The 23,251-nt window shown below is 72.6% G+C and carries 15 protein-coding genes; 7 read left to right on the plus strand and 8 right to left on the minus strand.

Going from position 1 to position 23,251, the window contains the following annotated elements:
- The first annotated feature begins 9 nt into the window (after nucleotides 1–9).
- The gene (locus ACWGJY_RS32290; RefSeq protein WP_453264422.1) at nucleotides 10–3,636 is read left to right on the plus strand and encodes an AfsR/SARP family transcriptional regulator; all 3,627 of its coding nucleotides are present in this window, start codon (nucleotides 10–12) and stop codon (nucleotides 3,634–3,636) included.
- A gap of 52 nt (nucleotides 3,637–3,688) precedes the next feature.
- Here the strand turns inward: ACWGJY_RS32290 and ACWGJY_RS32295 are convergent, their stop codons facing one another.
- From ACWGJY_RS32295 to panB, 5 genes are all read right to left on the minus strand, one after another.
- Nucleotides 3,689–4,519 (minus strand): ABC transporter permease, encoded by an 831-nt coding sequence (locus ACWGJY_RS32295; protein ID WP_453264423.1) that lies wholly within the window; start codon nucleotides 4,517–4,519, stop codon nucleotides 3,689–3,691.
- The gene (locus ACWGJY_RS32300) at nucleotides 4,516–5,547 is read right to left on the minus strand and encodes an ATP-binding cassette domain-containing protein (protein ID WP_453264424.1); all 1,032 of its coding nucleotides are present in this window, start codon (nucleotides 5,545–5,547) and stop codon (nucleotides 4,516–4,518) included. Before ACWGJY_RS32300 ends, ACWGJY_RS32295 begins: the two co-directional genes overlap by 4 nt.
- A gap of 313 nt (nucleotides 5,548–5,860) precedes the next feature.
- Nucleotides 5,861–7,075, minus strand: a complete 1,215-nt coding sequence (locus tag ACWGJY_RS32305; RefSeq protein ID WP_453264435.1) for an RNA polymerase sigma factor — start codon at nucleotides 7,073–7,075, stop codon at nucleotides 5,861–5,863.
- Between the two features lie 8 nt (nucleotides 7,076–7,083).
- Nucleotides 7,084–7,491: a YciI family protein gene (locus tag ACWGJY_RS32310; protein ID WP_453264425.1), complete on the minus strand. Its 408-nt coding sequence runs from the start codon at nucleotides 7,489–7,491 to the stop codon at nucleotides 7,084–7,086.
- Nucleotides 7,492–7,870: 379 nt separating this feature from the next.
- Entirely contained in the window at nucleotides 7,871–8,731 is an 861-nt protein-coding gene (gene panB, locus ACWGJY_RS32315) for a 3-methyl-2-oxobutanoate hydroxymethyltransferase (protein WP_453264426.1), read from the minus strand.
- A gap of 213 nt (nucleotides 8,732–8,944) precedes the next feature.
- On the opposite strand from panB, the gene ACWGJY_RS32320 reads away from it, so the two are divergent.
- The 4 genes from ACWGJY_RS32320 (at nucleotide 8,945) to ACWGJY_RS32335 (ending at nucleotide 13,883) form a co-directional block, all read left to right on the plus strand.
- Nucleotides 8,945–10,564: an MFS transporter gene (locus ACWGJY_RS32320; protein WP_453264427.1), complete on the plus strand. Its 1,620-nt coding sequence runs from the start codon at nucleotides 8,945–8,947 to the stop codon at nucleotides 10,562–10,564.
- Complete coding sequence (locus ACWGJY_RS32325) at nucleotides 10,561–11,223, plus strand: TetR/AcrR family transcriptional regulator (protein ID WP_453264428.1); 663 nt, start codon at nucleotides 10,561–10,563, stop codon at nucleotides 11,221–11,223. The genes ACWGJY_RS32320 and ACWGJY_RS32325 overlap by 4 nt, the downstream gene beginning before the upstream one ends.
- Before the next feature lie 255 nt (nucleotides 11,224–11,478).
- A complete protein-coding gene (locus ACWGJY_RS32330; protein ID WP_453264436.1) occupies nucleotides 11,479–12,483 on the plus strand; it encodes an endonuclease/exonuclease/phosphatase family protein in 1,005 nt (334 codons plus the stop codon).
- 164 nt (nucleotides 12,484–12,647) lie between these two features.
- Nucleotides 12,648–13,883: an MFS transporter gene (locus ACWGJY_RS32335; RefSeq protein ID WP_453264429.1), complete on the plus strand. Its 1,236-nt coding sequence runs from the start codon at nucleotides 12,648–12,650 to the stop codon at nucleotides 13,881–13,883.
- A gap of 130 nt (nucleotides 13,884–14,013) precedes the next feature.
- On the opposite strand, the gene ACWGJY_RS32340 is transcribed toward ACWGJY_RS32335, so the two are convergent.
- The 3 genes from ACWGJY_RS32340 to ACWGJY_RS32350 all read right to left on the minus strand — a co-directional run bounded on the left by ACWGJY_RS32340 (nucleotide 14,014) and on the right by ACWGJY_RS32350 (nucleotide 18,065).
- The gene (locus tag ACWGJY_RS32340) at nucleotides 14,014–15,768 is read right to left on the minus strand and encodes an NAD+ synthase (RefSeq protein WP_453264430.1); all 1,755 of its coding nucleotides are present in this window, start codon (nucleotides 15,766–15,768) and stop codon (nucleotides 14,014–14,016) included.
- 125 nt (nucleotides 15,769–15,893) lie between these two features.
- Nucleotides 15,894–17,528 (minus strand): multicopper oxidase family protein, encoded by a 1,635-nt coding sequence (locus ACWGJY_RS32345; RefSeq protein WP_453264431.1) that lies wholly within the window; start codon nucleotides 17,526–17,528, stop codon nucleotides 15,894–15,896.
- 96 nt (nucleotides 17,529–17,624) lie between these two features.
- Entirely contained in the window at nucleotides 17,625–18,065 is a 441-nt protein-coding gene (locus ACWGJY_RS32350) for a hypothetical protein (RefSeq protein ID WP_453264432.1), read from the minus strand.
- Nucleotides 18,066–18,668: 603 nt separating this feature from the next.
- Between ACWGJY_RS32350 and glnA the strand changes: the two genes are divergently transcribed.
- Both glnA and ACWGJY_RS32360 read left to right on the plus strand, forming a co-directional pair.
- Nucleotides 18,669–20,030 (plus strand): type I glutamate--ammonia ligase, encoded by a 1,362-nt coding sequence (gene glnA / locus ACWGJY_RS32355; RefSeq protein WP_189102998.1) that lies wholly within the window; start codon nucleotides 18,669–18,671, stop codon nucleotides 20,028–20,030.
- Between the two features lie 28 nt (nucleotides 20,031–20,058).
- Nucleotides 20,059–23,085 (plus strand): bifunctional [glutamine synthetase] adenylyltransferase/[glutamine synthetase]-adenylyl-L-tyrosine phosphorylase, encoded by a 3,027-nt coding sequence (locus tag ACWGJY_RS32360; RefSeq protein WP_453264433.1) that lies wholly within the window; start codon nucleotides 20,059–20,061, stop codon nucleotides 23,083–23,085.
- Nucleotides 23,086–23,251 lie beyond the last annotated feature (166 nt).

A 23,251-nucleotide genomic window follows, 5' to 3' on the forward strand; every position in this document is an offset into this window, starting at 1 on the left:
GTTCCGGCTTTGGACGACAATGGGCCGGTGCGCTACGGAATTCTCGGCACCACCCAGGCCGACCGGCCCGACGGAACCCCCGTCGCGCTCGGCGGGCCACGCCTGCGCGCGTTGCTCACCGCCCTCGCGCTGCGCCCCGGCCGGGCGCTGTCCCCGGACGTGCTGATCGCCGACATCTGGGGCCTGGACCCGCCCGCCGACGCGACCGGTGCGCTGCAGGCGCTGGTCGGCCGGCTGCGCCGTGCACTGGGGCACGCCGCGGTCGCCTTGGCCGACGGCGGCTACCGGCTGTGCGCCGAGCCCGACGCCGTCGATCTGCACCGCTTCGAACGGCTCACGGCCGAGGGCGGCCGGGCGCTCACCGCGGACCCGGCCGGCGCCGCCGCCCTGCTCGACGACGCCCTGGCGCTCTGGCGCGGCCCGGCGCTCGCCGATCTCCCGGACGCGGGCGCCGAGGCGGCCCGAGCCGAGAGCCGCCGTCTGGACGCCCAGCGCAGCCGCCTCGCCGCCGACCTCGCCCTCGGCCGGGCCGACCGGGCGCTGCCCACCCTCCTCGCGCTGTGCCAGGACCATCCGCTGGACGAGCCCCTCCAGGCCCTGCGGCTGCGTGCGCTGCGCGCCACGGGGCGCACGGCCGAGGCGCTGGCGGCCTACGAGGAGATACGCACCGGCCTTGCCGACCGCCTCGGCGCCGACCCCGGCCCGGAACTGCGCACCCTGCACGCGGAACTGCTGCGGCCGCCGGAGCCGGAGCCGCCGCATCCGCATCCGTATCTCCCTCCGGCGCCGGCAGTCGCGCTCGCCCCGTACGGCAGCGGCATCCCGTACGGCGCTGATGCATCGCCCGGCACGGCGGCCACACTCGGCACGGCGGCCACACTCGGCACGGCGGCCACATTCGGCACCGCGACCCCGCCCGGCACGGGAACGCCGCACGCCACCGGCCCCGCCCACGCCACCCCCGCGCCCTGGCCCGGCACCGGCCTTGCCCACACCGCCGTCCCCGCCCCCTACCTCACTCCGCCCCACCCCCGCCCCGGCAACCTCCGTGCCCGGCTCACCTCCTTCGTCGGGCGGGACACCGAGCTGGCCGCGATCCGCGCCGATCTGGCCCGGCACCGGCTGGTGACGCTGCTGGGCCCCGGCGGCGCCGGCAAGACACGGCTGTCGCAGGAGGGCGCCGAGAGCGCGGCGGCGGCGCTGCCGGACGCCTGGCCGCACGGCGTATGGCTGGCCGAACTGGCACCGGTGGACGATCCGCAGACCGTGCCCGAGGCGGTGCTGACCGCGCTCGGCGCCCGTGAGACCGTCGTCCGCGGCACCACCGCGGACGGCCTGCGCGCCGCCGCCGACCCGACCGCCCTGGACCCGCTCGGCCGGCTCGCCGAGCACTGCGCGGGGCGCCGGATGCTGCTCGTCCTCGACAACTGCGAGCATGTGATCGGCGCCGCCGCCGAGCTCGCCGAGCGGCTGCTCGCCGACTGCCCCGGGGTGACGGTGCTGGCCACCAGCCGGGAGCCGCTGGCCGTACCGGGCGAGGTGCTGCGGCCGGTCGAGCCGCTGCCGGACCCGGTCGCGCTGCGGCTGCTCGCCGACCGCGGGGCCGCCGCCCGCCCCGACTTCCGGGCCGACGCCGACGAGGAAACCGCCGCGGCCTGCACCGAGATCTGCCGCCGGCTGGACGGACTGCCGCTGGCCATCGAACTCGCCGCGGCCCGGCTGCGGTTGCTCTCCCCGCGCCAGCTCGCCGACCGGCTCGACGACCGCTTCCGGCTGCTGACCAGCGGCAGCCGGACCGTACTGCCCCGGCAGCAGACGCTGCGCGCGGTCGTCGACTGGTCCTGGGATCTGACCGACGAGCCCGAGCGGGCGGTGCTGCGCCGGCTGTCCGTCTTCGCCGGCGGCTGCGATCTGACCGCCGCGGAAGAGGTGTGCGCGGGCGGGGGCGTCGACGGACGCGAGGTGGCCGGGCTGCTCGGCTCGCTGATCGACAAGTCGCTGGTGGTGGCGGCCCCGGCCGGCGAGGGGCGCGGCCCGCGCCGCGCCGGTGAAGGGGGGACCGGCGCTCGCACCGGCGGGCAGATGCGCTACCGGCTGCTGGAGACGGTGGCGGAGTACGCCGGAGAGCGGCTGGACGAGGCGGGGGAGCGGCCCGGGACCGAGCGCCGCCATCTCGTCGCCTACCGCGAACTGGCCCGTACCACCGACCCGTTGCTGCGGGGCCCCGGCCAGCGCTGCGCCATGGAGCGACTGGAGCTGGAGCACGACAATCTGCGCACCGCGCTGCGCCGCGCCCTGGCCGCGCGCGACGAGCAGGAGGCGCTGTGCCTGGTGCTGTCGCTGCAGTGGTTCTGGTCGCTGCGCGATCACCGCAGTGACGCCCGCCACTGGGCGACGGCGGCCGGCGCGCTCGGCCCCAACCCCTTCGCCCCGCCCGCCGAACCGGCCCCCGACCTGCACGAGAGACCCATCGACACACCACCGCCGATGGCTCCCGACCAGCTGAAGGAGGCCCGCCGCGAGGTCCGGCTGGTCGCGCTCACCAGCAGGGACAGCGATATCGAGGCGCTGCGCGAGCCGGCGGTCCAGGAGGAGCTGGCCGGCATGCTCACCGTCTACCGCAGCGGCATGCCGCAGACCTGCAAGGTGCCCGGTGCACTGTGGTACTTCGCGGTGCTGTTCACCGGGCGGATCGACGAGCTGGCGGAGCAGGTCGGCAGCGCGGTGCAGGCCTGCCGCGACTTCGGCTACGAATGGGAACTCGCCTACCTCCTGCAGCTGCGCTCGAAGGTCCTCAACGAGCGTCCCGGCGGGCTGGCGCAGGCGTCCCGCGACGCCGACGAGGCGCTGCGGACCTTCCTCCGGCTCGGCGACGTGTGGGGCGCGGCCGAGGCGCTGTCGGGACGCGCCGAAACCCATGAGAAGCGGGGCGCGTACGCGGCGGCCGCGCGCGACTACCGGGCGGCGATGGTGCACGCCGAGAACCTGGGGGCGCACGGCCAGACCCTGATGCTGCGCTGCCGGCTGGGTGCCGTACTGATCGAGGACGGCCAGACCGAGACCGGCGAGCGGCTGCTGCGCGAGGTGCTGGCCGAAGCGGTGAAGGGCAACAACGGGCGGGACACCGAACCGTTCGTCCGGCTGACCCTCGGGATGTGGCTGGCGCTGAAGGGGCAGCGCCGGGAGGCGCGGGCGGAACTGCACCGGGTGCGCGAGCTCTTCGCCCCGCGCGCCCCGGACCTGTTCGCCGGGATGCTGGAGTCGTTGCTGATCTCGCTGGACCTGGACGAGGGCCACCGCGACGAGGAGCTGCTGGCGAGGTTCCGGACGGTCATGGACAGCATGCAGGACTCCCTGACACACATGGTGGCGCCGGACCTTCCGGTGGTGCAGCTCCTGACCGGAGCACGGGTGGTGATGGCGGTGCGCGGTGCGCCGGCGGGTCGGGACGCGGCGCGCCTGGTGGGGGCGTACGACGCGCTGTGGGCGACCAGCCATGTTCCGCCGCGCATCATCCGCGACGACCGGGCCCGTACCGAAGCGGCCGCGCGGGCGCTGCTGGGCGATACGGCCTATGCACAGGCATACGCCGAAGGCGGTGGTCTCACCCTCGGAGAGGCCACCGCCCTCATCTGACGCGAGCCGGGCGAAAGGCCGTCCCGCAGGGAAGCCCCCTGCGGGACGCGCGTCAGGTCTTGTTGCGGAATTTCGCCACCGCGAGCGGCATGGTGACGGCCGTGATGGCGACCGCCCAGCCGAGGGTGACCAGCGTCGGATGGGCCACCGCGCCCTGCCCGTTGATCAGGGCGCGGGCCGCGTCCGCCAGGTTGGAGAGCGGGTTGACCTCGGTGAAGCCCTCCAGCCAGCCGGGCATCGACGTCGTCGGCGCGAAGATCGACGAGCCGAACTGCAGCGGCATCAGCACCAGCATCGCCACGCCCTGCACCGCCTGCGGGGTCTTCAGGGCGAGCCCCAGCAGGATGAAGATCCACATCAGGGCGGCGCCGAAGACCGTGGACAGCACGATCGAACCGAGGAACGCCAGGATGCTGCCCCGGACCTCCAGGCCCAGCAGAAAGCCCATGCCGAGCAGGATCGCGATGGCGATCAGCATCCGGCCGATCTCGACCACGATCTTGGCTATCAGGACCGAGGACCGGGCGATGGGCATCGTCCGGAAGCGGTCCATCACGCCCTTGCGGAAGTCCTCGTTGACGCCCGAGCCCACCGCCATGGCGATGTTCATGCCCATCATCGCCATCATGCCGGGCACCAGATGCTGGATGTATTCGTGCTGGTTGCCCTTGCCGGCGATCGCGCCGCCGAAGACGTAGGTGAACAGCAGGATGAAGATGACCGGCATCAGCAGGGCGTCGAACATCGACTCCGGGTCCTGCTTGATCTGCAGGGCGTTGCGCCGCACCAGCGCACCGATGTGCCGCAGGTTGGCGCGCAGACCGATCCGGCCCTCGTCGGCGCCGGCCTTCACCCGGGGCGCCGTCATCGTCGCGGCACTCATGCCGATACCTCCGCGTACTGCTGGTCCCTGTCGTCCTCGGATGCCGCGGCGGCCTCGGAGGTCTTCTGACCGGTGATGGCCAGGAACACCTCGTCCAGGCTGGGCAGATGGGTGCTGATCCCGGCGAGCGCGATGCCCTCCCGGCCGAGCACGGTGACCACCGCGGTCAGCTGCTCGTCGCTGATGATCGGTACGTTGACCACCCCGCCGTCGTGGTCGGCCGTGGCGCCCGCGATGCCGTCCAGACCGGCGCGGGCGATGGCGCCCGTCATCCGGTCCAGCTCGCCGGGGTCCGATGGCCGGATCTGCAGGGTCCGCCCGCCGACCTTGGCCTTGAGTTCGTCCACCCGGCCCTCGGCGATCACCCGGCCACGGTCGATGACCGTCAGCTCGTCGGCCAACTGCTCGGCCTCTTCCATGTACTGAGTGGTCAGCAGCACCGTCGCGCCCTCGCTGACCATCCGCTGGACCTCCGCCCACACCTCGTTACGGGTGCGGGGGTCGAGGCCGGTGGTCGGCTCGTCCAGGTAGAGGACCGCTGGGCGGCCGATCATCGAGGCGGCCAGGTCGAGCCGGCGGCGCATACCGCCGGAGTACTTGGCCGCGGGCCGCTTGGCCGCCTCGGTCAGCGAGAACCGCTCCAGCATCTCGTCCGCGCGCCGGCGGGCCTCCTTGCGGGGCAGATCGAGCAGCCGCCCGATCATGTAGAGGTTCTCCCAGCCGGAGAGCTTTTCGTCGACCGAGGCGTACTGCCCGGTCAGGCCGATGGTGCGGCGCAGCGCGCGGGGCTGGCGCACCACGTCGAAGCCGGCCACGACGGCGCTGCCGGCGTCCGGCACAAGGAGGGTGGACAGGCACCGTACGAGCGTCGTCTTGCCGGCGCCGTTGGGGCCCAGCACACCGAGCACGGTGCCTTCCTTCACGTCCAGGTCCACCCCGTCGACGGCCTTGACCGCGCCGAAGTGCTTGACCAGACCGCGCACCTCCACGGCGTTGCCGCCCTTGGTGGTTATCGTCTGTCGCGTCATGCCCCCAAGGTGCCAGCCGCCACCGACAGCCCGCCGACAGCCCGCCGACAGGCGATGAATACCGGCCACGGTGCGACGGGCAGGGCTGACAGCGCGCCGGCACCGGGCAGGGCTGACAGCGTGCCGACACCGTCCGTCCGGGTACGGCGCGGCGCCGGCCGCGAGACGGTCTTTGAGCGCGGCTTTGGCGCAGGGCCGAAGCCGCCGGCGACACGTCGTGCGGCCGGTCCCGGCCCGCCTCCTCACTTCACTGTGCGGCGACCGCTCCGGCCGGGGGCCGTGCCAGGTGCCGCGGGAAACCTGAGCGCGGACGTCAGCGCCCCCCGCGGGCGTTGAGCCGGGCGGCCTGGCGGGTCAGGTGGTCGCGCTCGGCGAGGTTGGGCGCCTTCCGGGCCGCCTCGGCGTACAGCCGTGCCGCCGTCGCCAGGTCGCCGCCGCGCTCGTGGAGGTACGCCGCCACCGCGTCATGACGCGGCACGGGGTATCCCCTGCTCGAAGAGCTTGGGGAAGAGTCGTCCAGTGCCGCGAGCGCCGCCAGGCCGGCGCGCGGTCCGTCGGCCTCGCCGACGGCCACCGCGCGGTTGAGCCGGACGACCGGGCTGTCGGTCAGGCGCGCCAGCTCGTCGTACCACTCGACGATCTGCACCCAGTCGGTCTCCTCGGCGGTGGGCGCGTCGGCATGGAGTGCCGCGATGGCGGCCTGGGCCTGGAACTCGCCCAGCCGGTCGCGGGCGAGGGCCCCTTGCAGGATCGCGACGCCCTCGGCGACCGCCGCGGTGTCCCACCGGCCGCGGTCCTGCTCGGCGAGCGGCACCAGGCTGCCGTCGGGCGCGGTCCGGGCGGCGCGCCGGGCGTGGTGGAGCAGCATGAGGGCGAGCAGCCCCGCCACCTCGGGGTGGTCGATCGCGGCCGCGAGCTGCCGGGTGAGCCGGATGGCCTCGGCGGCGAGGTCGACGTCGCCGGAGTAGCCCTCGTTGAAGACCAGGTAGAGGACGCGCAGCACGGTGGCGACATCGCCGGGCCGCTCGAACCGTCCCCGAGCTCCCGGCTTCGCTCGAGCAGGGGATACCCCCTCGCCGGAGACGGTGCGCTTGGCCCGGCTGATCCGCTGCGCCATGGTCGCCTCGGGCACCAGGTAGGCCTGCGCGATCTGACGGGTGGTCAGCCCGCCGACGGCGCGCAGCGTGAGCGCCACCGCGGACGACGGCGTCAGCGACGGGTGGGCGCACAGGAAGTAGAGCTGGAGTGTGTCGTCCACCGCGGGCACGGGCCCGGGTGCCGGCTCCTCGTCGACGAGGACCTCACGCCGGCGGCGGGCCGCGTCCGCCCGGGTCGCGTCGAGGAACTTGCGCCAGGCCACGGTGACCAGCCAGCCCTTCGGGTCCCGTGGCTGCTCGGCCGGCCAGACGCGGACCGCCTCGATGAGTGCGTCCTGCACGGCGTCCTCGGCCGCCGCGAAGCCGGCTCCGCGGCGGACGAGGATCGCGAGCACGCTCGGTGTGAGGCTTCGGAGCAGAACCTCGTTCACCGGAGAGGTCACTCCGTGATGGTGGGCGGCGCGGACAGGAACGGGCGCAGCTCCAGCCACTCGTGGATCGGCTTCCCGCCCGCCCCCGGGGCGGCCGACAGCTCTCCGGCCAGCTCGACGGCGCGCTCGTAGCTGTCGACGTCGATCACCATCCAGCCGGCGATGAGGTCCTTGGTCTCGGCGAACGGGCCGTCGGTGACCGGCGGGCGGCCCTCGCCGTCGTACCGGACGAACGTCCCCTCGGGGGCGAGCGCCTGACCGTCGACGAACTCGCCGGTCGTTTCGAGCCGGGCCGCGAAGTCCTGCATGTACTGCATGTGTGCCGAGATCTCCTCCGGCGTCCACCGGTCCATGGGCACGTCGTTGACCGGAGCCGGAGCGCCGCGGTAGTGCTTGAGCAGCAAGTACTTGGCCATGGTGGTTCTCCTCGGTGCTGGTGCGGCCCCTTGCGGTCGCATTCACTGCGGGGACGGAGCCGGTCACGGATTCTCGACATCGCCGTCCGGACTTTTCCGGCTCCCGCAGCGGAACCCGGGTGAGCCGTTTCGCGGTGTCCGGGTCCACGGCGCGCCGCGAGGGCGGGACGCAGCGAGGCCTTCCCGGATCAGCAGCGACCGGGCAGCTGCATCAGGAGAAGGCCTCGCGTGCGTCACCGTACGCGTGGCCCTGGCGCGTCGTGGTGCGCCCGGACCGGCACACTCACCCGCTCGGACCGTGAGCGAGGAGACGGGAGGGTGAGGAGACGGGAGGGTGAGGAGACGGGAGGGTGAGGAGACGGGAAGGCGAAGACAGACCCTAGTGGAAGGTGTGCTCCTGCGCCGGGAAGCTGCCACCGACGACGTCCTCGGCGAACGCCTTGGCCGCGCCGCCGAGCAGCTCCCGCATCCGGAGGTACTGCTTGACGAACTTCGGTACCCGGCCGGCGGTCAGGCCGGCCATGTCGGTCCACACCAGCACCTGGGCGTCACACTCCAGGCCCGCGCCGATGCCGACGGTCGGGATGTACAGCGAACGGGTGACCTCGGCGGCCAGCTCCGCCGGTACGGCCTCCAGGACGACCGCGAAAGCACCGGCGTCCTGCACCGCCTTCGCATCCCGCAGCAGCTGCTGGGCGGCCTCCTCGCCGCGGCCCTGTACGGGGTAGCCGCCGTAGGCGTTGACCGACTGCGGGGTGAGCCCGACGTGCGCCATCACCGGAATGCCGGACGAGACCAGCAGCTCCACCTGGTCGGCGGAGCGCTCACCGCCCTCCAGCTTGACGGCGCCCACTCCCGCTTCCTTGACCAGCCGGGTGGCGTTGCGCAGCGCCTGCACCGGGCCTTCCTGGTACGAGCCGAACGGCAGATCGCCGACGATGAGGGCGCGCTTGGTGCCCCGGACGACCGCCGCGGACAGCAGGGTGATCTCGTCCATGGTGACCGGCACGGTGGATTCGTAACCGAGGTGACAGTTGCCCATCGAGTCACCGACGAGCAGGACCGGGATTCCCGCCTCGTCGAAGACGGAGGCGGTCATCGCGTCGTAGGCGGTGAGCATCGGCCACTTCTCGTCGCGCTCCTTGGCGGCGGCGATGTCGCGGACGGTGATCCGCCGCGAGCCCGTGCCGCCGTACAGCGACTTGGCGACCGGCTTCTGGGCAGGCGAAAGCTGCGTCATGGTGACGGCTCCTGTTCGTCATCTCGAGGCACCCTGAACGGTGTCCCCGGACTTCCCTCCATGCTGGCACGGCCCGCACCCAAAGGAAAAGGGGAGCGGACGTGACCGGTCCCTTCACCCAGGAGACCGGTCCCTTCACCCAGGAGAAGGGACCCGCCGCGCGGCTTATCGATACGGAACGGTCCCGTATCGATACCGTCGTAGGGTGCCGGCATGGCCACCTCCTCCAGCACTCCGGGCGCACCGCCGGCCCGAGAGATCCCGGACCGCATCCACCGCCGCCGCTGGGTGATCCTGTCCACCCTCATGCTCAGCCTGCTGATCGTGGTGCTGGACAACTCGATCCTCAACGTCGCCATGAAGACGATCGCGACCCCGGCTCCCGTCGGCCTCGGCGCCACGCAGAGCGAGCTGGAGTGGGCGATCAACTCCTACACGCTGGTCTTCGCCGGTCTGCTGTTCACCGCGGGCCTGCTCGGCGACCGTCTCGGCCGCAAGAAGGTGCTGCTCGTCGGCCTGGCCGTGTTCGGCGCCGGGTCGGTGTTCGCAGGCGTCTCCCAGTCACCCGCCGAACTGATCGCCTTCCGCGCCGTCATGGGCCTGGGCGGCGCCCTGGTCATGCCGGCCACCCTCGCCATCTTGATGAACGTCTTCGAGCGCGAGGAGCAGCCCAAGGCGATCGGCGTCTGGGCCGGCGGGGTGGGGCTGGCCATCGCGGTCGGCCCGATCGCCGGCGGTCTGCTGCTCGCCCGCTTCTGGTGGGGCTCGGTCTTCATGATCAACGCCCCGATCGTGCTGATCGCGCTGATCGCCATGCTGGTCCTGGTGCCCGACTCCCGGGACCCCCGCCCCGGCCGGCTGGACCCGCTCGGGGTGGTGCTCTCCGTGGTGGGGCTGGTGCTGCTGGTCTACGGCATCATCAAGGGCGGCCAGCTCGCCGACTTCACCGACCCGCAAGTGGCCGGCCCGCTCGCCGGCGGTCTGGTGGTGCTGATCGTCTTCGTGGTGCACCAGAAGCGCAGCGACCATCCGTCCATCGACATCAGCTACTTCCGCACGCCGGCGTTCTCGGCCGCCGTCGCCGCCATCGCGCTGGTCTTCTTCGCGCTGATGGGCGTCTCGTTCTTCACCGTCTTCTACATCCAGAGCGTGCGCGGCTACACCCCGCTGCAGGCGGGGCTGCTGTTCCTGCCGCTGGCCGCCGCCCAGATGATCTTCGCGCCGCGGGCCCGGCTGGCCGTGGAACGCTACGGCGCCCGCGCGGTGTGCACCTTCAGCATGTTCGTGGTCGCCGACACCATGGTGGGCCTGCTGCTGCTGGGCACCGGCACCCCGATCTGGATCATGGAGGCGCTCTTCTTCCTGCAGGGCACCGGGATGGCGCACATCATGCCGCCGGCCACCGTCGCGGTCATGCAGGCGCTGCCCCGGGAGAAGGCCGGCTCCGGCTCCGCGCTCAACAACGTCTTCCGGCAGGTCGGCGGCACCCTCGGCGTCGCCGTCCTCGGCTCGCTGCTGTCGACGAGCTACCGCGACGGCATCCAGGACACGCTGGACGCACTGCCGGGACTGCCGGCCGCCGCCCGGCACGCGGCCGGTGAATCCGTCGAGGCGACCCACGCTCTCGCGGCCGCGATGGGCCCGGCCGGCCGGCCGCTGACCGCCGCGGCCGATGATGCCTTCATCCGCGCCATGCACATCACCGCGCTCGGCTCGGCCGCCGTCGCGGTGATCGGGGCCGTGGTGGCCGTGGCATTCCTGCCGGGCAAAATGGCACCGGCGCCGCAGGCGGCGGAGCCGCACGAGGAGCGGAAGGCGGGCGTGGAGCGATGAGCCGGGCGGCGGCGGACTCCGAGGGGGCGGCGGCCGGGGAGCGGCCGGAGGCGGCGGCCCCCGGGCGCCGCGGCCGGCCGCGCAGCGCCGCGGCCGGCTCCGCCATCGTCGAGGCCGTGCTGCGCCTGATCGAGGGCGGTGTCTCCATAGGTGAGCTGTCCATGGAGCGCATCGCCCGCGAGGCGGGCGTGGGCAAGGCGACGGTCTACCGCCGCTGGCCCGGCAAGAGCGCCCTGCTGCTCGATGTGATGCGCTCCCTGGACGTCCCCGTCCCGCCGCTGGACGGCGCCTCGGTACGCGACGACCTGGTCGCGCTGCTGGAACTCCTGCGCCGCCGCGGACTGGCCAAGCGCGGCTCCGCACTGCTGCGCACCCTCGTCAGCCATGTGCAGGCGCAGCCCGAACTGTGGGCGCAGTACCACGACACGGTGGTACGGGCACGCCATGAGGCGCTGTTGGGCGTACTCCGGAGGGGTATGGCGGACGGTGAGATCCGCGCCGACCGCGACCTGGACACCCTCGCCGATCTCTTCATCGGCCCGATGCTGGCCCGCGCCCTCCTCCACGAGGGGAAGGAACTGCCCGAGAACCTCCCGGCGGACATCGTCGACATGGTCCTGGAGGGCGTACGGCCGGGAGCGGACGCGGTGGCGGGCTGAACTCCGCCGGATTCCCGGGGGGTTGGGCACCGGCGGATTCCCCGCACGACGGCGCGGGTGCGCACCACCATATGACCGGACCGTGCTCGTTCTGTCACAGCCGCTGTCATGAGCCCCGGAGCCGGAACCCCGAACCGTCACCGCGCCGTCCTCACTTCTAAGAACGCGCATTACGGGCCATCGCCTAGGGTCGAAGGCCACAAGTGAGGCGCGGCGGAGCAGGGTAGTGAGGGAAGCTGAATGGCGCAGGCATATATGACGGAGCCGGGGCAGGGGCACAACCCCGGGCAGGCCGGTTCCCGGGCCGAACGCCTGAGGAACTGGTGGCGCCCCGAGGGCATGTGGCGGCGTGGCATCGTACTCGCGGTGCTCACCGTCCTGCTGGGGCTGCTGATGATGCTGCATGCCCAGATCCCCAACACCGTGGGAAACCTGGGCAGTCTGCTGGAGACCTTCCTGCCGTGGCTGGGGCTGGGCGTCCCGCTGCTGCTCATCGCCGCGGTGCTGCGCCGCTCGGCGACCGCGCTGCTGGCGCTATTGCTGCCCGTCTTCGTCTGGGTCGGCCTCTTCGGCGGGCAGATCACCGACAAGTCCGGCAACGGCGGCAATCTCACGGTCGCCACGCACAACGTCAACGCCGACAACCCCGACCCGGCGGCCACCGCCAGGGACATCGTGGCGTCCGGCGCCGATGTGGTGGCCCTGGAGGAGCTGAGTGGCACCGCCCTGCCCGTCTACCGGCAGGGGCTGGCGAAGGCGTATCCGTACCACGCGGTCGACGGCACCGTCGGACTGTGGAGCAAGCGCCCGCTGTCCAAGGCGAAGCCGGTGGACATCAAGATGGGCTGGACCCGCGCGCTGCGGGCCACCGTCACCGCCGCCGACGGCCAGAAGTTCGCCGTCTATGTCGCGCATCTGCCGTCGGTACGGGTCAAGGTCGAGGCGGGTTTCACCGCCAACCAGCGCGACGACAGCGCCGTGGCGCTGGGCAAGGCGATCTCCGCCGACCCGGAAAAGAAGGTCATGCTGCTCGGCGACCTCAACGGCACCATGAACGACCGTTCGCTGGCCCCGGTCACCTCCCAGATGCGCTCCGCCCAGGGCGCGGCGGGCGACGGCCTCGGCTTCAGCTGGCCGGCGTCGTTCCCGATGGCCCGGATCGACCAGATCATGATGAAGGGGATGGACCCGGTCAAGGCCTGGGTGATGCCCGCGACCGGCAGTGACCACCTTCCGGTCGCGGCGTCGGTGAAGATCTGACCCGCGCCGGCGAACAGCCGGCGGTGAGCTGACACGGGCTTGTCACGCCCCGTTCCCATGCCGGAATACTGCGCCTGAGAGACTTTGTTCCGTAAGAGAACTTAACCGACTTACGGTCCGCGCGCTGCGTGCCCGCCGCACGCAGAACCCTTGAAAGGTCTTTCATGCCCTTGGCTCTGCTCGCACTCGCGATCTCGGCCTTCGGTATCGGCACCACGGAATTCGTGATGATGGGCCTGCTGCCCGACGGCGCGGACGATCTGGGCACCTCCGTGCCCACCGCCGGCTACCTCGTCTCCGCCTATGCCCTCGGCGTCGTCATCGGCGCCCCGCTCCTGACCGTCCTCGGCTCCCGTATCCCGCGCAAGCGGATGCTGGTGTGCCTGATGGCGGTCTTCACGGTCGGCAACCTCGCCTCCGCCCTGGCCCCCACCTTCGGTCTGCTGGCCGCCGGGCGGCTGCTGGCCGGTCTCCCGCACGGCGCGTTCTTCGGCATCGGCGCGGTGGTCGCCGCCCGGCTGGTGCGCGAGGGCCGCCAGGCCCGCGCGGTCGCCACGATGTTCCTCGGTCTGACCATCGCCAACATCATCGGCGCCCCCGCCGCGACCCTCCTGGGCCAGCAGTTCGGCTGGCGCGCCACCTTCCTCGTCGTGGCCGCCATCGGCGTGGTCGCGATGGCCTCCCTGGCCCGGCTGATCCCCCCGCTGCCGGCCGCGGAACGCACCGGTCCGGGCCGCGAGCTACGGGCGCTGGGCGACCGCCAGGTGCTGCTCGGCCTGCTCACCACCGTCTTCGGCTTCGCCGGGATCTTCGCCGTCTACAGCTATCTCGCATCGATGATGACCGAGGTCACCGGCTTCGCGGCGGGCTCGGTCCCGCTGGTCCTGGCGCTCTTCGGCATCGGGATGACCCTCGGCGCACTCGCCGCGGGCCCGCTGACCGACCGGGCCCTGCGCCCGACCCTGTACGGCTCGCTGGGCGCCCTGGCCCTCGTGCTCGCCGCCTTCCACTTCACCGCCCAGGTGAAGTGGGCGGCGCTGGTGACGGTCGTCCTCATCGGCGCCGTCGGCTTCCTGACCACCACCCCCCTTCAGATGCTGGTCATGAACAAGGCCCAGCAGGCCCCCACCCTGGCCGCCGCCTCCAACCAGTCCGCCTTCAACCTCGCCAACGCCGGCGGCGCCTGGATCGGTGGTCTGGTCCTGACGGCAGGCGGGGGCTGGACGTCCCCGGCCCTGGCCGGCGCGGTCCTGGCCGCCCTGGGCCTGGCCGTCGCCGTCGTGGCCGGTCTGCTGGACCGCGGGGCCCACGACACCTCGCGGATCGTGGCCCGCGGCGGCGAGGCGGACGCGGAGCCGGCGGCCGGCCCGTCGGTACCGGCCGGGGGCCACACCGGCTGACCACCCACGGGCGGGCGGCCGCGCAGACACCACACGGGGCACCGCAGAGCCTCCCCGGTCCTGCGGCGCCCCGCGTGACGTCCACCGCCCGGTACCGGGCCCTGCCCCCGTCAGGGCCCCCGGCGGCCCGTCAGTCCCCCTCCCGCCAGTGGTTGGTGATCGGCAGCCGGCGGTCCTTGCCGAAGCCCTTTGCGGAGATCTTGGGGCCGGGCGGGTACTGGCGGCGCTTGTATTCGGCGTGGTCGACCATGCGCAGCACTCGCGTCACCAGCGCCTCGTCGAAGCCCTGGGCGGTGATGTCCTCCCGGCCGCGGTCCTGGTCGACGTAGAGCTCCAGGATGCGGTCCAGGATGTCGTAGTCGGGCAGGGAGTCGGTGTCGACCTGGCCGGGGCGCAGTTCGGCGCTCGGGGGCTTGGTGAGGGTGTTCTCCGGGATCGGCGGGGTGTCGCCGCGGTCGGCGGCGGCCTGGTTGCGCCAGCGGGCCAGCTGGTAGACGACGGACTTGTAGACGTCCTTGATCGGGCCGTAGCCGCCCACCGAGTCGCCGTAGAGGGTCGAATAGCCGCACGCCAGCTCGGACTTGTTGCCGGGGGCGAGGACCAGATGGCCCTCCTGGTTGGAGAGGGCCATCAAGGTGGTGCCCCGCAGCCGCGACTGCAGATTCTCCTCGGCCAGACCGGTCAGGGGCAGCGCGGCCATGTAGGCGTCGAACATCGGGCCGATCGGCACCGTGCGGAAGGGCAGGCCCGTACGGCGGGCGAGTTCGGCGGCGTCGGTGCGGGAGTGCTCCGACGAATAGCGGGACGGCATCGCCACGGCGTGGACGTGCTCCGCCCCCAGCGCGTCGCAGGCGAGGGCGGCGACCAGCGCGGAGTCGATCCCGCCGGAGAGGCCGAGCACCACGCTGCGAAAGCCGTTCTTGACGACGTAGGCGCGCAGGCCGGTGACCAGCGCGGTGTAGATCTCCTCCAGGTCCGGGAGGCATACGGCCGCATCGCCGGGGGTCTTGGGAGGGCAGGGCGGCAGCGGGTCGGGGGAGAGGGCGAGGTGGTCGACGCGCAGCCCGTCGTCCAGTACGCCCGAGGGCGGCGCGGGCGCCGCGGCCGGCAGCTCCAGATCGACCAGCAGACAGGTCTCCCTGAACTGCGGTGCCCGCGCGATCACACCGCCGTCCTTGCCGACGACGATCGAGTCGCCGTCGAAGACCAGCTCGTCCTGTCCGCCGGTCATCGCCACATAGGCGGTGGTGCAGCCGGCCTCCTGGGCCCGCTTGCGGACCAGCTCCAGCCGGGTGTCGTCCTTGTCCCGCTCGTACGGCGAGGCATTGACCGACACCAGCAGCCCGGCGCCCGCGCTGCGCGCCGCCGGCACCCGGCCGCCGTCCTGCCACAGGTCCTCGCAGATGGCGAGCGCGACATCCACCCCGTGCACCCGCACGACGGGCAGGGTGTCGCCGGGGACGAAGTAGCGGAACTCGTCGAAGACGCCGTAGTTGGGAAGGTGGTGCTTGGCGAAGGTCAGGGCGACCTCGCCGCGGTGCAGCACGGCGGCGGCGTTCTGCGGGGCGCCGGCGGGGCGGCCGTAGCGCGGCTCGGCCTGCGTACCGCGGTCGAGATAGCCGACGATCACCGGCAGGTCGCCCAGGCCCTGCCCGGCCAGCCGGCCGGCCAGCGTCCGCAGCGCGCCGCGGCTCGCCTCGACGAACGAGGGGCGCAGCGCGAGGTCCTCGACGGGATAGCCGGTCAGCGCCATCTCGGGGAACGCGACCAGATGTGCGCCCTGGCCGGCGGCGTGCCGGGTCCAGTGCAGGATCGCCTCGGCGTTTCGGGCGAGATCGCCGACGCAGGAGTCGATCTGGTTGAGGGCGAGACGAAGGTGAGGCACCCCGCCAGTGTAATCGTCTTTCTGACGCAATGGGGGGCGGGCGGGTACCGGCGGTGCTCCGGGGCTGTGACGGGCGGCCCCGGAGTGATCCGCGGGCCGCCCGCCCCCCACCGGGGCCCGCGCCGCTACTTCTTCCGATAGCCGATGATCGTCATCATCCCGGACTCCGAGTGGTAGAGGTTGTGGCAGTGGACCATCCACAGCCCGGGGTTGTCGGCGTCGAAATCGACGGCGACCCTGCGGCCGGGCAGCAGGATCGTGGTGTCCTTGAGCGGGCCGCCGTCCTGCAGCGCGAAGGTGTGGCCGTGCAGATGCATCGGGTGCCACATCCTGGTGTGGTTGCGGAAGACGATCCGGACCCGCTCGCCGGCCTCGACGGCATACCGCTGGGAGGGCGTGTACGGCCTCCGGTTGATCGCCCAGTCGTACCTCTCCATGGTGCCGGTGAGGGTCATGTCGATGACGCGGTCGGGGCGCCGCGCCGCGGACCGTACCGACTCGGCGGCCCGGAGCCGGTTCACGGTCAGCAGCCTGCCGTACAGGTTCTCGGGCCGGGCGGACGGGCCGGGCGCCTCACCGCGCCCGGTGCGCAGCAGGGCCAGCGCGGAGCGGCCCTTGCCCTCGGCGAGCACGGTGAGCGGGAAGACGCCGTCCCCGGCCGTGACCAGGACGTCATAGCGCTCGGCCATCCCGAGGAGCAGCGCATCGGTCTCGGCGTGCTCGACGGGGAAGCCGTCGGTGTGGGTGATGGTCATCCGGTGGCCGCCGAGCGCGACGCGGTAGGCGGTCTCGCTGCCCGCGTTGATGAAACGGATCCGGATGCGGTCGCCGGGCCTGGCGTGGAAGGTCTGCGGGTCATGGGCGGCACGGCCGTTGACGAGGTGGTACGGGTGGTCCACATCGCCCGCGTCGCGGCCGAGCAGCCTGCTCCGGGCGCCCCTGAGGATCCGCGACGGGCCGTCGGCGGGGACGACCCCGCCGCCCATGGCGTGGGCGCCACCGCCGCCCTTCCCGTCGCCGTGGCCCGCGTCCCTCTCGCCGTGGCCCATGTCCCCGCGGTCCACGCCCCCGTGCAGCTCCTTGAGCACCGCTTCGGGGGTGCTGCCGTCCACCCCGTCGAGCCAGTCGTCCAGCAGGACCACCCACTCCTTGTCGTAGGAGAGCGGCTCCCTGGGGTCCTCCACGATCAGCGGCGCGTACAGCCCGCGGTCCAGCTGCATACCGGAGTGCGGATGGATCCAGTGGGTGCCGGCGGTGGGGACCGCGAAGTGGTAGTCGAACGAGGCGCCGGGCCTGATGGCGCGCTGGGTCACGCCGGGCACGCCGTCCATGTCGTTGCGCACCGCCAGCCCGTGCCAGTGCAGGCTCGTGGACTGCGGAAGGTGGTTGGCGAGGGTCAGCGCGATGCGGTCGCCCGCGGTGACCCGCATCTCCTTGCCGGGCATCCGGTCGCCGTACGCCCAGGTCCTGGCGGTACGGTCGCCCAGGTCGATCCGGGTCTCGGCGGCGGTCAGCGAGTAGCGCCGCACGGGGCCCGAGCCCCGCTTGCGCTCGGCCTCGGCGACCTCCGGGCCGTCCGGGGACACATAGCCGGACGGGGTGTGGCCGTCGGGGCCGGGGGCGGGCGCCCGGCCGTTCATGCCGTCCATGGCGGTGTGCGGGCCGGAGCCGGCGGTGCCCTTGGCACAGGCGGGCAGCAGGCCGCTGCCGGCGGCGGCGATACCCGCGCCGAGCAGGGCGCGGCGGGAGTGCGTACGCATGGGGAGAAGCACCTCGTGACGATGTCGGTGGTGATCTGGAGGGGGTGAGGGGCGCTGCCGCGGACTCCGGTGGGCGTCGGCGGCGGGGGCGCGCTCCTACACGCGCAGCACCGACAGTCGGGCGGGGAGTTCGTGGCGCGGCGGCCGGGGTATCGGCCACAGGCCGCGCAGCAGACGGGCGCGCAGCACCGTGAGCAGGCCGGTCTCCCGGCGTCCGGTCAGCGGACCGGCACCGAGGAGGACCAGGAGGACGAGCGCCCGGACGGAAAGGACGGCGCGGCAGACGGTGCCGGGGGCTATGGCGCCGCCGGGGGCGTCGGCGCGGGCCCTGGACGGCCGGGCCCTGGCGGTGTCCGCCGGCTGCCGCGGTGGTGCCGCCGGACGGACCGCCGCGGGGGCCGCCGATGTGCGGGTGTCGTGCCCGCCGTGCCCGGTCATCGGGTGCCCGGACGCAGGCACGGTGGTGAGGCCGGAGATCAGCGCGGTGAACAGCAGCAGCCGGCCGCACCACGCGGCGGCCTTGCCCTGTTCATGCATCGCGGACCTCTCGACGGAACGGCGAACCCGGCGGACGCGGGGGGAGGTTCGCTCCCCAGACCCTACCCCCGAGGGGTATGGCTCTCCCGCGCTTGCCCGCCGACGGAGTGACGTCGCACCGCCCGCCGCCGGGCCCGGACGCTCCCGCGCCGGCCGCCCGCGGTCCGTTGCGCCGGTCTCACCGCTTAACTTTCCACCACCCGCCTGCGCTTGACACTCCACGCCACCCGCGTGCCCGCGGACAGTTGCCCACGGCCCCGGGCCTCCCGCCGCTCCCCGCCGTTCCGGGGCGTTACGGGCCGCTCATGGTCCGTGGCCGACGGAGGAAAGATCAGGAAGGTCAGGGAACGGGCCCTTCAACGCCGGGTCAATGACCGCTCAGGCCGGCTCCAAGACTGGGCCAAGCCCCCCGATTGCCGCCGCCCGCTGCGCTGAGCCCGCTCGCCGCGGGAAGGATGCAGGGTGAGGGTTACGGGACGGCGGTTCTGATTCAGGCCAAGGGTGCGTAATGTGACGGTAACCCCTTCACGTGATACTGGTGTGCCACGCCGCGTGATCCGGCGCGCGTGGACAGGCCGATTGACCTGCAAGGATTGGTGACCCATGGACAAGCAGCAGGAGTTTGTGCTCCGAACGCTCGAGGAGCGCGACATCCGCTTCGTACGGCTGTGGTTCACCGATGTGCTCGGGTTCCTCAAGTCCGTGGCGGTGGCCCCCGCGGAGCTGGAGCAGGCCTTCGACGAGGGCATCGGCTTCGACGGCTCGGCCATCGAAGGATTCGCCCGGGTGTACGAATCCGACATGATCGCCAAGCCGGATCCCGGCACCTTCCAGATCCTGCCCTGGCGCGCCGAGGCCCCCGGCACCGCCCGGATGTTCTGCGACATCCTGATGCCGGACGGCTCCCCCTCCTACGCCGACCCGCGCTATGTCCTCAAGCGCATCCTGGCCAAGACCTCCGACCTCGGTTTCACCTTCTACACCCACCCGGAGATCGAGTTCTTCCTGCTCAAGGACAAGCCCGTGGACGGCCGGCGGCCGACCCCCGGCGACTCCTCCGGCTACTTCGACCACACCCCGCAGAACGTCGGCATGGACTTCCGCCGGCAGGCCATCACGATGCTGGAGTCGATGGGCATCTCGGTGGAGTTCAGCCACCACGAGGGCGCCCCCGGCCAGCAGGAGATCGATCTGCGCTACGCCGACGCCCTCTCGACCGCCGACAACATCATGACGTTCCGGCTGGTCATGAAGCAGGTGGCGCTGGAGCAGGGGGTCCAGGCGACCTTCATGCCCAAGCCGTTCTCGGAGTACCCGGGCTCCGGTATGCACACCCACCTCTCGCTCTTCGAGGGCGACCGCAACGCCTTCCACGAGTCCGGCTCCGAGTACCAGCTCTCGAAGGTGGGCCGCTCCTTCATCGCCGGTCTGCTGCGGCACGCGGGCGAGATCTCCGCCGTCACCAACCAGTGGGTCAACTCCTACAAGCGCATCTGGGGCGGCGCCAACCGCACCGCGGGCGCCGGCGGCGAGGCACCCTCCTATATCTGCTGGGGCCACAACAACCGCTCCGCGCTGATCCGCGTCCCGATGTACAAGCCCGGCAAGATGGGCTCGACGCGGGTCGAGGTCCGTTCCATCGACTCCGGCGCCAACCCGTATCTGACGTACGCGGTGCTGCTCGCGGCCGGTCTCAAGGGCATCGAGGAGGGCTACGAGCTGCCGGCCGGCGCCGATGACGACGTCTGGGCGCTGTCCGACTCCGAGCGCCGGGCGATGGGCATCGAGCCGCTGCCGCAGAACCTCGGCGAGGCCATCGAGCTGATGGAGCGCAGCGAACTGGTCGCCGAGACCCTCGGCGAGCACGTCTTCGACTTCTTCCTGCGCAACAAGAAGCAGGAGTGGGAGGAGTACCGCTCCGAGGTCACCGCCTTCGAGCTGCGCAAGATGCTGCCCGTGCTCTGAGCCACCGCGCCACCGAGAGGCTGCACCCATGGCACTTCCCGCTCCGCAGGGACGGCGGAGCAGCACCTTCGCCCGGCTGCTGAGGCACGGTTTCACCGACCCCTCGGCCGCCGGGCAGCTGCTCGAAGTCCCCGAACTCGCCTCCGTACGCGAGGACTCGGTGCTGCTCGAAGCGCTGGGCGCCACCGCGGACCCGGACCTGGCGCTGCACAGCCTGGTCCGGCTGGTGGAGGCACAGGACCCGGACGAGCAGCAGGCGCTGCTGAGCACGGTCGTCGCGGCGAAACCGCTGCGCGACCGGCTGCTGGGGGTGCTGGGCGCCTCCGAGGCGCTCGCCGACCACCTCGTGCGGCATCCGCGCGACTGGCAGTCGCTGGTCACCTACGAGTCGGTCGATCTGCACCCCACCACCCCCGAGTTCGAGCTGGCGCTCGCCGAGGGGATCTGGGGCGGAGCGAACGCCGAACGGCCGCGCGCGGATGCGCTGCGTGCCGCCTACCGCCGCTCCCTGCTGGGCATCGCCGCCCGCGATGTGTGCGGCACGACCGATGTCGCCGAGGCCGCGGCGGAGCTGGCGGACCTGGCCACCGCCACGGTACGGGCCGCCCTGGAGATCAGCTACGAGGAGGCGCCCGGCGACGCCGCGGTGTGCCGGCTGGCGGTCATCGGCATGGGCAAGTGCGGCGGCCGGGAGCTGAACTACGTCTCCGACGTCGATGTCATCTTCGTCGCCGAGGCCAAGGAGGGCGTGGACGAGGCCAAGGCGCTGCAGGCCGCGACCCGGCTCGCCGCCCGCATGATGCGCCTGTGCTCGGACAACACCATCGAGGGCACGATCTGGCCGGTGGACGCCAATCTGCGCCCCGAGGGCCGCAACGGCCCGCTGGTGCGCACCCTCAGCAGCCATCTCGCCTACTACCAGCGCTGGGCCAAGACCTGGGAGTTCCAGGCGCTGCTCAAGGCCCGCCCGATGGCCGGTGACCTGCAGCTTGGACAGCAGTACGTGGAGGCGCTGGCGCCGATGGTCTGGGAGGTCGCCGAGCGGGAGAACTTCGTCGCCGATGTGCGCCAGATGCGCCGCCGGGTCGTCGAGAACATCCCCGCGGCCCAGGTCGAGCGGGAGCTCAAGCTCGGCCCCGGCGGACTGCGCGATGTCGAATTCGCCGTCCAGCTACTGCAGTTGGTGCACGGCCGCAGCGATGCCACCCTGCGCAGCGCCACCACGCTGGACGCCCTGGCGGCGCTGGCGGCCGGCGGCTATGTCGGGCGTCAGGACGCTGCGGCCCTGGACGCCGCCTACCGCTTTCTGCGCACGCTGGAGCACCGCATCCAGCTCTTCCGGATGCGCCGTACGCATCTGATGCCCGAGGACGAGGGTGAACTGCGGCGCCTGGCACGTTCGTTGGGTCTGCGGACCGAGCCGGTCGACACCCTCCGCAAGGAGTGGAGGTGGCATGCCAGGGAGGTGCGCCGGCTGCACGAGAAGCTCTTCTACCGTCCACTGCTCGATGCCGTCGCCCATCTGGAGCCCGGCGAGACCCGGCTGTCCGCCAAGGCCGCCGGCCACCGCCTCGAAGCGCTCGGCTACGCCGACCCGGTGGCCGCGCTGCGGCATCTGGAGGCGCTGGCGTCCGGCGTGACCCGCAAGGCCGCCATCCAGCGGACCCTGCTGCCGGTGCTGCTGGCCTGGTTCGCGGACTCCGCCGACCCGGACGCCGGACTGCTCAACTTCCGCAAGGTCTCCGACGCGCTCGGCAAGACGCCCTGGTACCTGCGGCTGCTGCGCGACGAGGGCGCGGCCGCCGAGAACCTCGCCCGGGTGCTGTCGGCCGGCCGGCTGGCCCCCGATCTGCTGCTGCGCGCCCCCGAGGCGGTCGCACTGCTCGGTGCCACCGACGGGCTGCAGTCGCGTGGCCGGGCCGCGCTGGAGCAGGAGGTGCTGGCCGCGGTCGGCCGCGCGGACGGCGCCGAGGCGGCGGCCGCGGCGGCCCGCGGGGTGCGCCGCAGAGAGCTGTTCCGTACCGCAGCGGCAGATGTGATCGGCGCGTACGGCACGGAGTTCAGCCCCGCGGACACCGATCACGGCCACTCCGTCGACGCCGTCGGCTCCGCGGTCTCCGACCTCAACGCCGCCACCCTCGCCGGTGCACTGCGCGCCGCGGTCCGCGCGCAGTGGGGCGACACCCTGCCCACCCGCTTCGCGGTGATCGGCATGGGCCGCTTCGGCGGCCATGAGCTGAGCTACGGCTCGGACGCCGACGTCCTGTTCGTCCACGAGCCGCGCGAGGGCGCCGACGAGCAAGAGGCCGCCAAGGCCGCCCAGGCCGTCGCCAACGAGATGCGCCGGCTGCTCGAACTCCCCTCCTCCGACCCGCCGTTGCCCATCGACGCGGATCTGCGTCCGGAGGGCAGGTCGGGCCCGCTGGTGCGGACGCTCGCCTCGTACGCGGCCTACTACCGGCGCTGGTCGCTGGTGTGGGAGTCGCAGGCCCTGCTGCGCGCCGAACCGGTCGCGGGCGACCCCGAGCTGGGGCAGCGGTTCACCGAGCTGATCGACCCGCTGCGCTATCCGGCCGAGGGCCTGGGCGAGGACGCGGTCCGCGAGATCCGCAAGCTCAAGGCCCGGATGGAGGCCGAGCGGCTGCCGCGCGGCGCCGATCCGACCACCCACGCCAAACTGGGGCGCGGCGGACTGAGCGATGTCGAGTGGACGGTGCAGCTGCTGCAGATGCAGCACGGCTGGGAGGTCCCCGGGCTGCGCACCACCCGTACCCGCGAGGCGCTGGCCGCCGCGCACGCCGCCGGGCTGATCAGCACGGACGACGCCCAGACCCTGGACGAGGCATGGGTGCTGGCGGCGCGGGTGCGCAATGCCGTGATGGTGGTGCGGGGCCGCCCCGGCGACACGTTCCCGGTCGACGGCCGCGAGCTGGCGGCGGTGGGCCGCTACCTCGGCTACGAGGAGGGCCACATCGGCGAGATGATCGACGACTACCGCCGTATCACGAGGCGGGCGCGCGGCGTGGTGGAGGAGCTCTTTTACGGGGCGTCGTAGCCTGTCCGCTGCGTTTTGTCTTGGGCCCACGTTTTTGGCTTTCCCGCCGTGGGGGTTTGTCGCCGTTGCGCCTGCGGCGGGCGGGGTCCGCTGCGCGGGGCTGTGGGTGCGGTGACGGGCCGGAGGGGCCGGTGTGTGGGACTGCTTCGCTTTACGTCCCACACAC

The sequence above is a fragment of the Streptomyces sp. NPDC054765 genome, from assembly GCF_053612065.1.

Coding starts and splice junctions, on each gene's coding strand:
- ACWGJY_RS32350 (WP_453264432.1), bottom strand. CDS start 18,065: ATGCATGAACAGGGCAAGGCCGCCGCGTGGTGCGGCCGGCTGCTGCTG.
- glnA (WP_189102998.1), top strand. CDS start 18,669: ATGGACAAGCAGCAGGAGTTTGTGCTCCGAACGCTCGAGGAGCGCGAC.
- ACWGJY_RS32310 (WP_453264425.1), bottom strand. CDS start 7,491: ATGGCCAAGTACTTGCTGCTCAAGCACTACCGCGGCGCTCCGGCTCCG.
- panB (WP_453264426.1), bottom strand. CDS start 8,731: ATGACGCAGCTTTCGCCTGCCCAGAAGCCGGTCGCCAAGTCGCTGTAC.
- ACWGJY_RS32330 (WP_453264436.1), top strand. CDS start 11,479: ATGACGGAGCCGGGGCAGGGGCACAACCCCGGGCAGGCCGGTTCCCGG.
- ACWGJY_RS32345 (WP_453264431.1), bottom strand. CDS start 17,528: ATGCGTACGCACTCCCGCCGCGCCCTGCTCGGCGCGGGTATCGCCGCC.
- ACWGJY_RS32320 (WP_453264427.1), top strand. CDS start 8,945: ATGGCCACCTCCTCCAGCACTCCGGGCGCACCGCCGGCCCGAGAGATC.
- ACWGJY_RS32295 (WP_453264423.1), bottom strand. CDS start 4,519: ATGAGTGCCGCGACGATGACGGCGCCCCGGGTGAAGGCCGGCGCCGAC.
- ACWGJY_RS32300 (WP_453264424.1), bottom strand. CDS start 5,547: ATGACGCGACAGACGATAACCACCAAGGGCGGCAACGCCGTGGAGGTG.
- ACWGJY_RS32335 (WP_453264429.1), top strand. CDS start 12,648: ATGCCCTTGGCTCTGCTCGCACTCGCGATCTCGGCCTTCGGTATCGGC.
- ACWGJY_RS32325 (WP_453264428.1), top strand. CDS start 10,561: ATGAGCCGGGCGGCGGCGGACTCCGAGGGGGCGGCGGCCGGGGAGCGG.
- ACWGJY_RS32360 (WP_453264433.1), top strand. CDS start 20,059: ATGGCACTTCCCGCTCCGCAGGGACGGCGGAGCAGCACCTTCGCCCGG.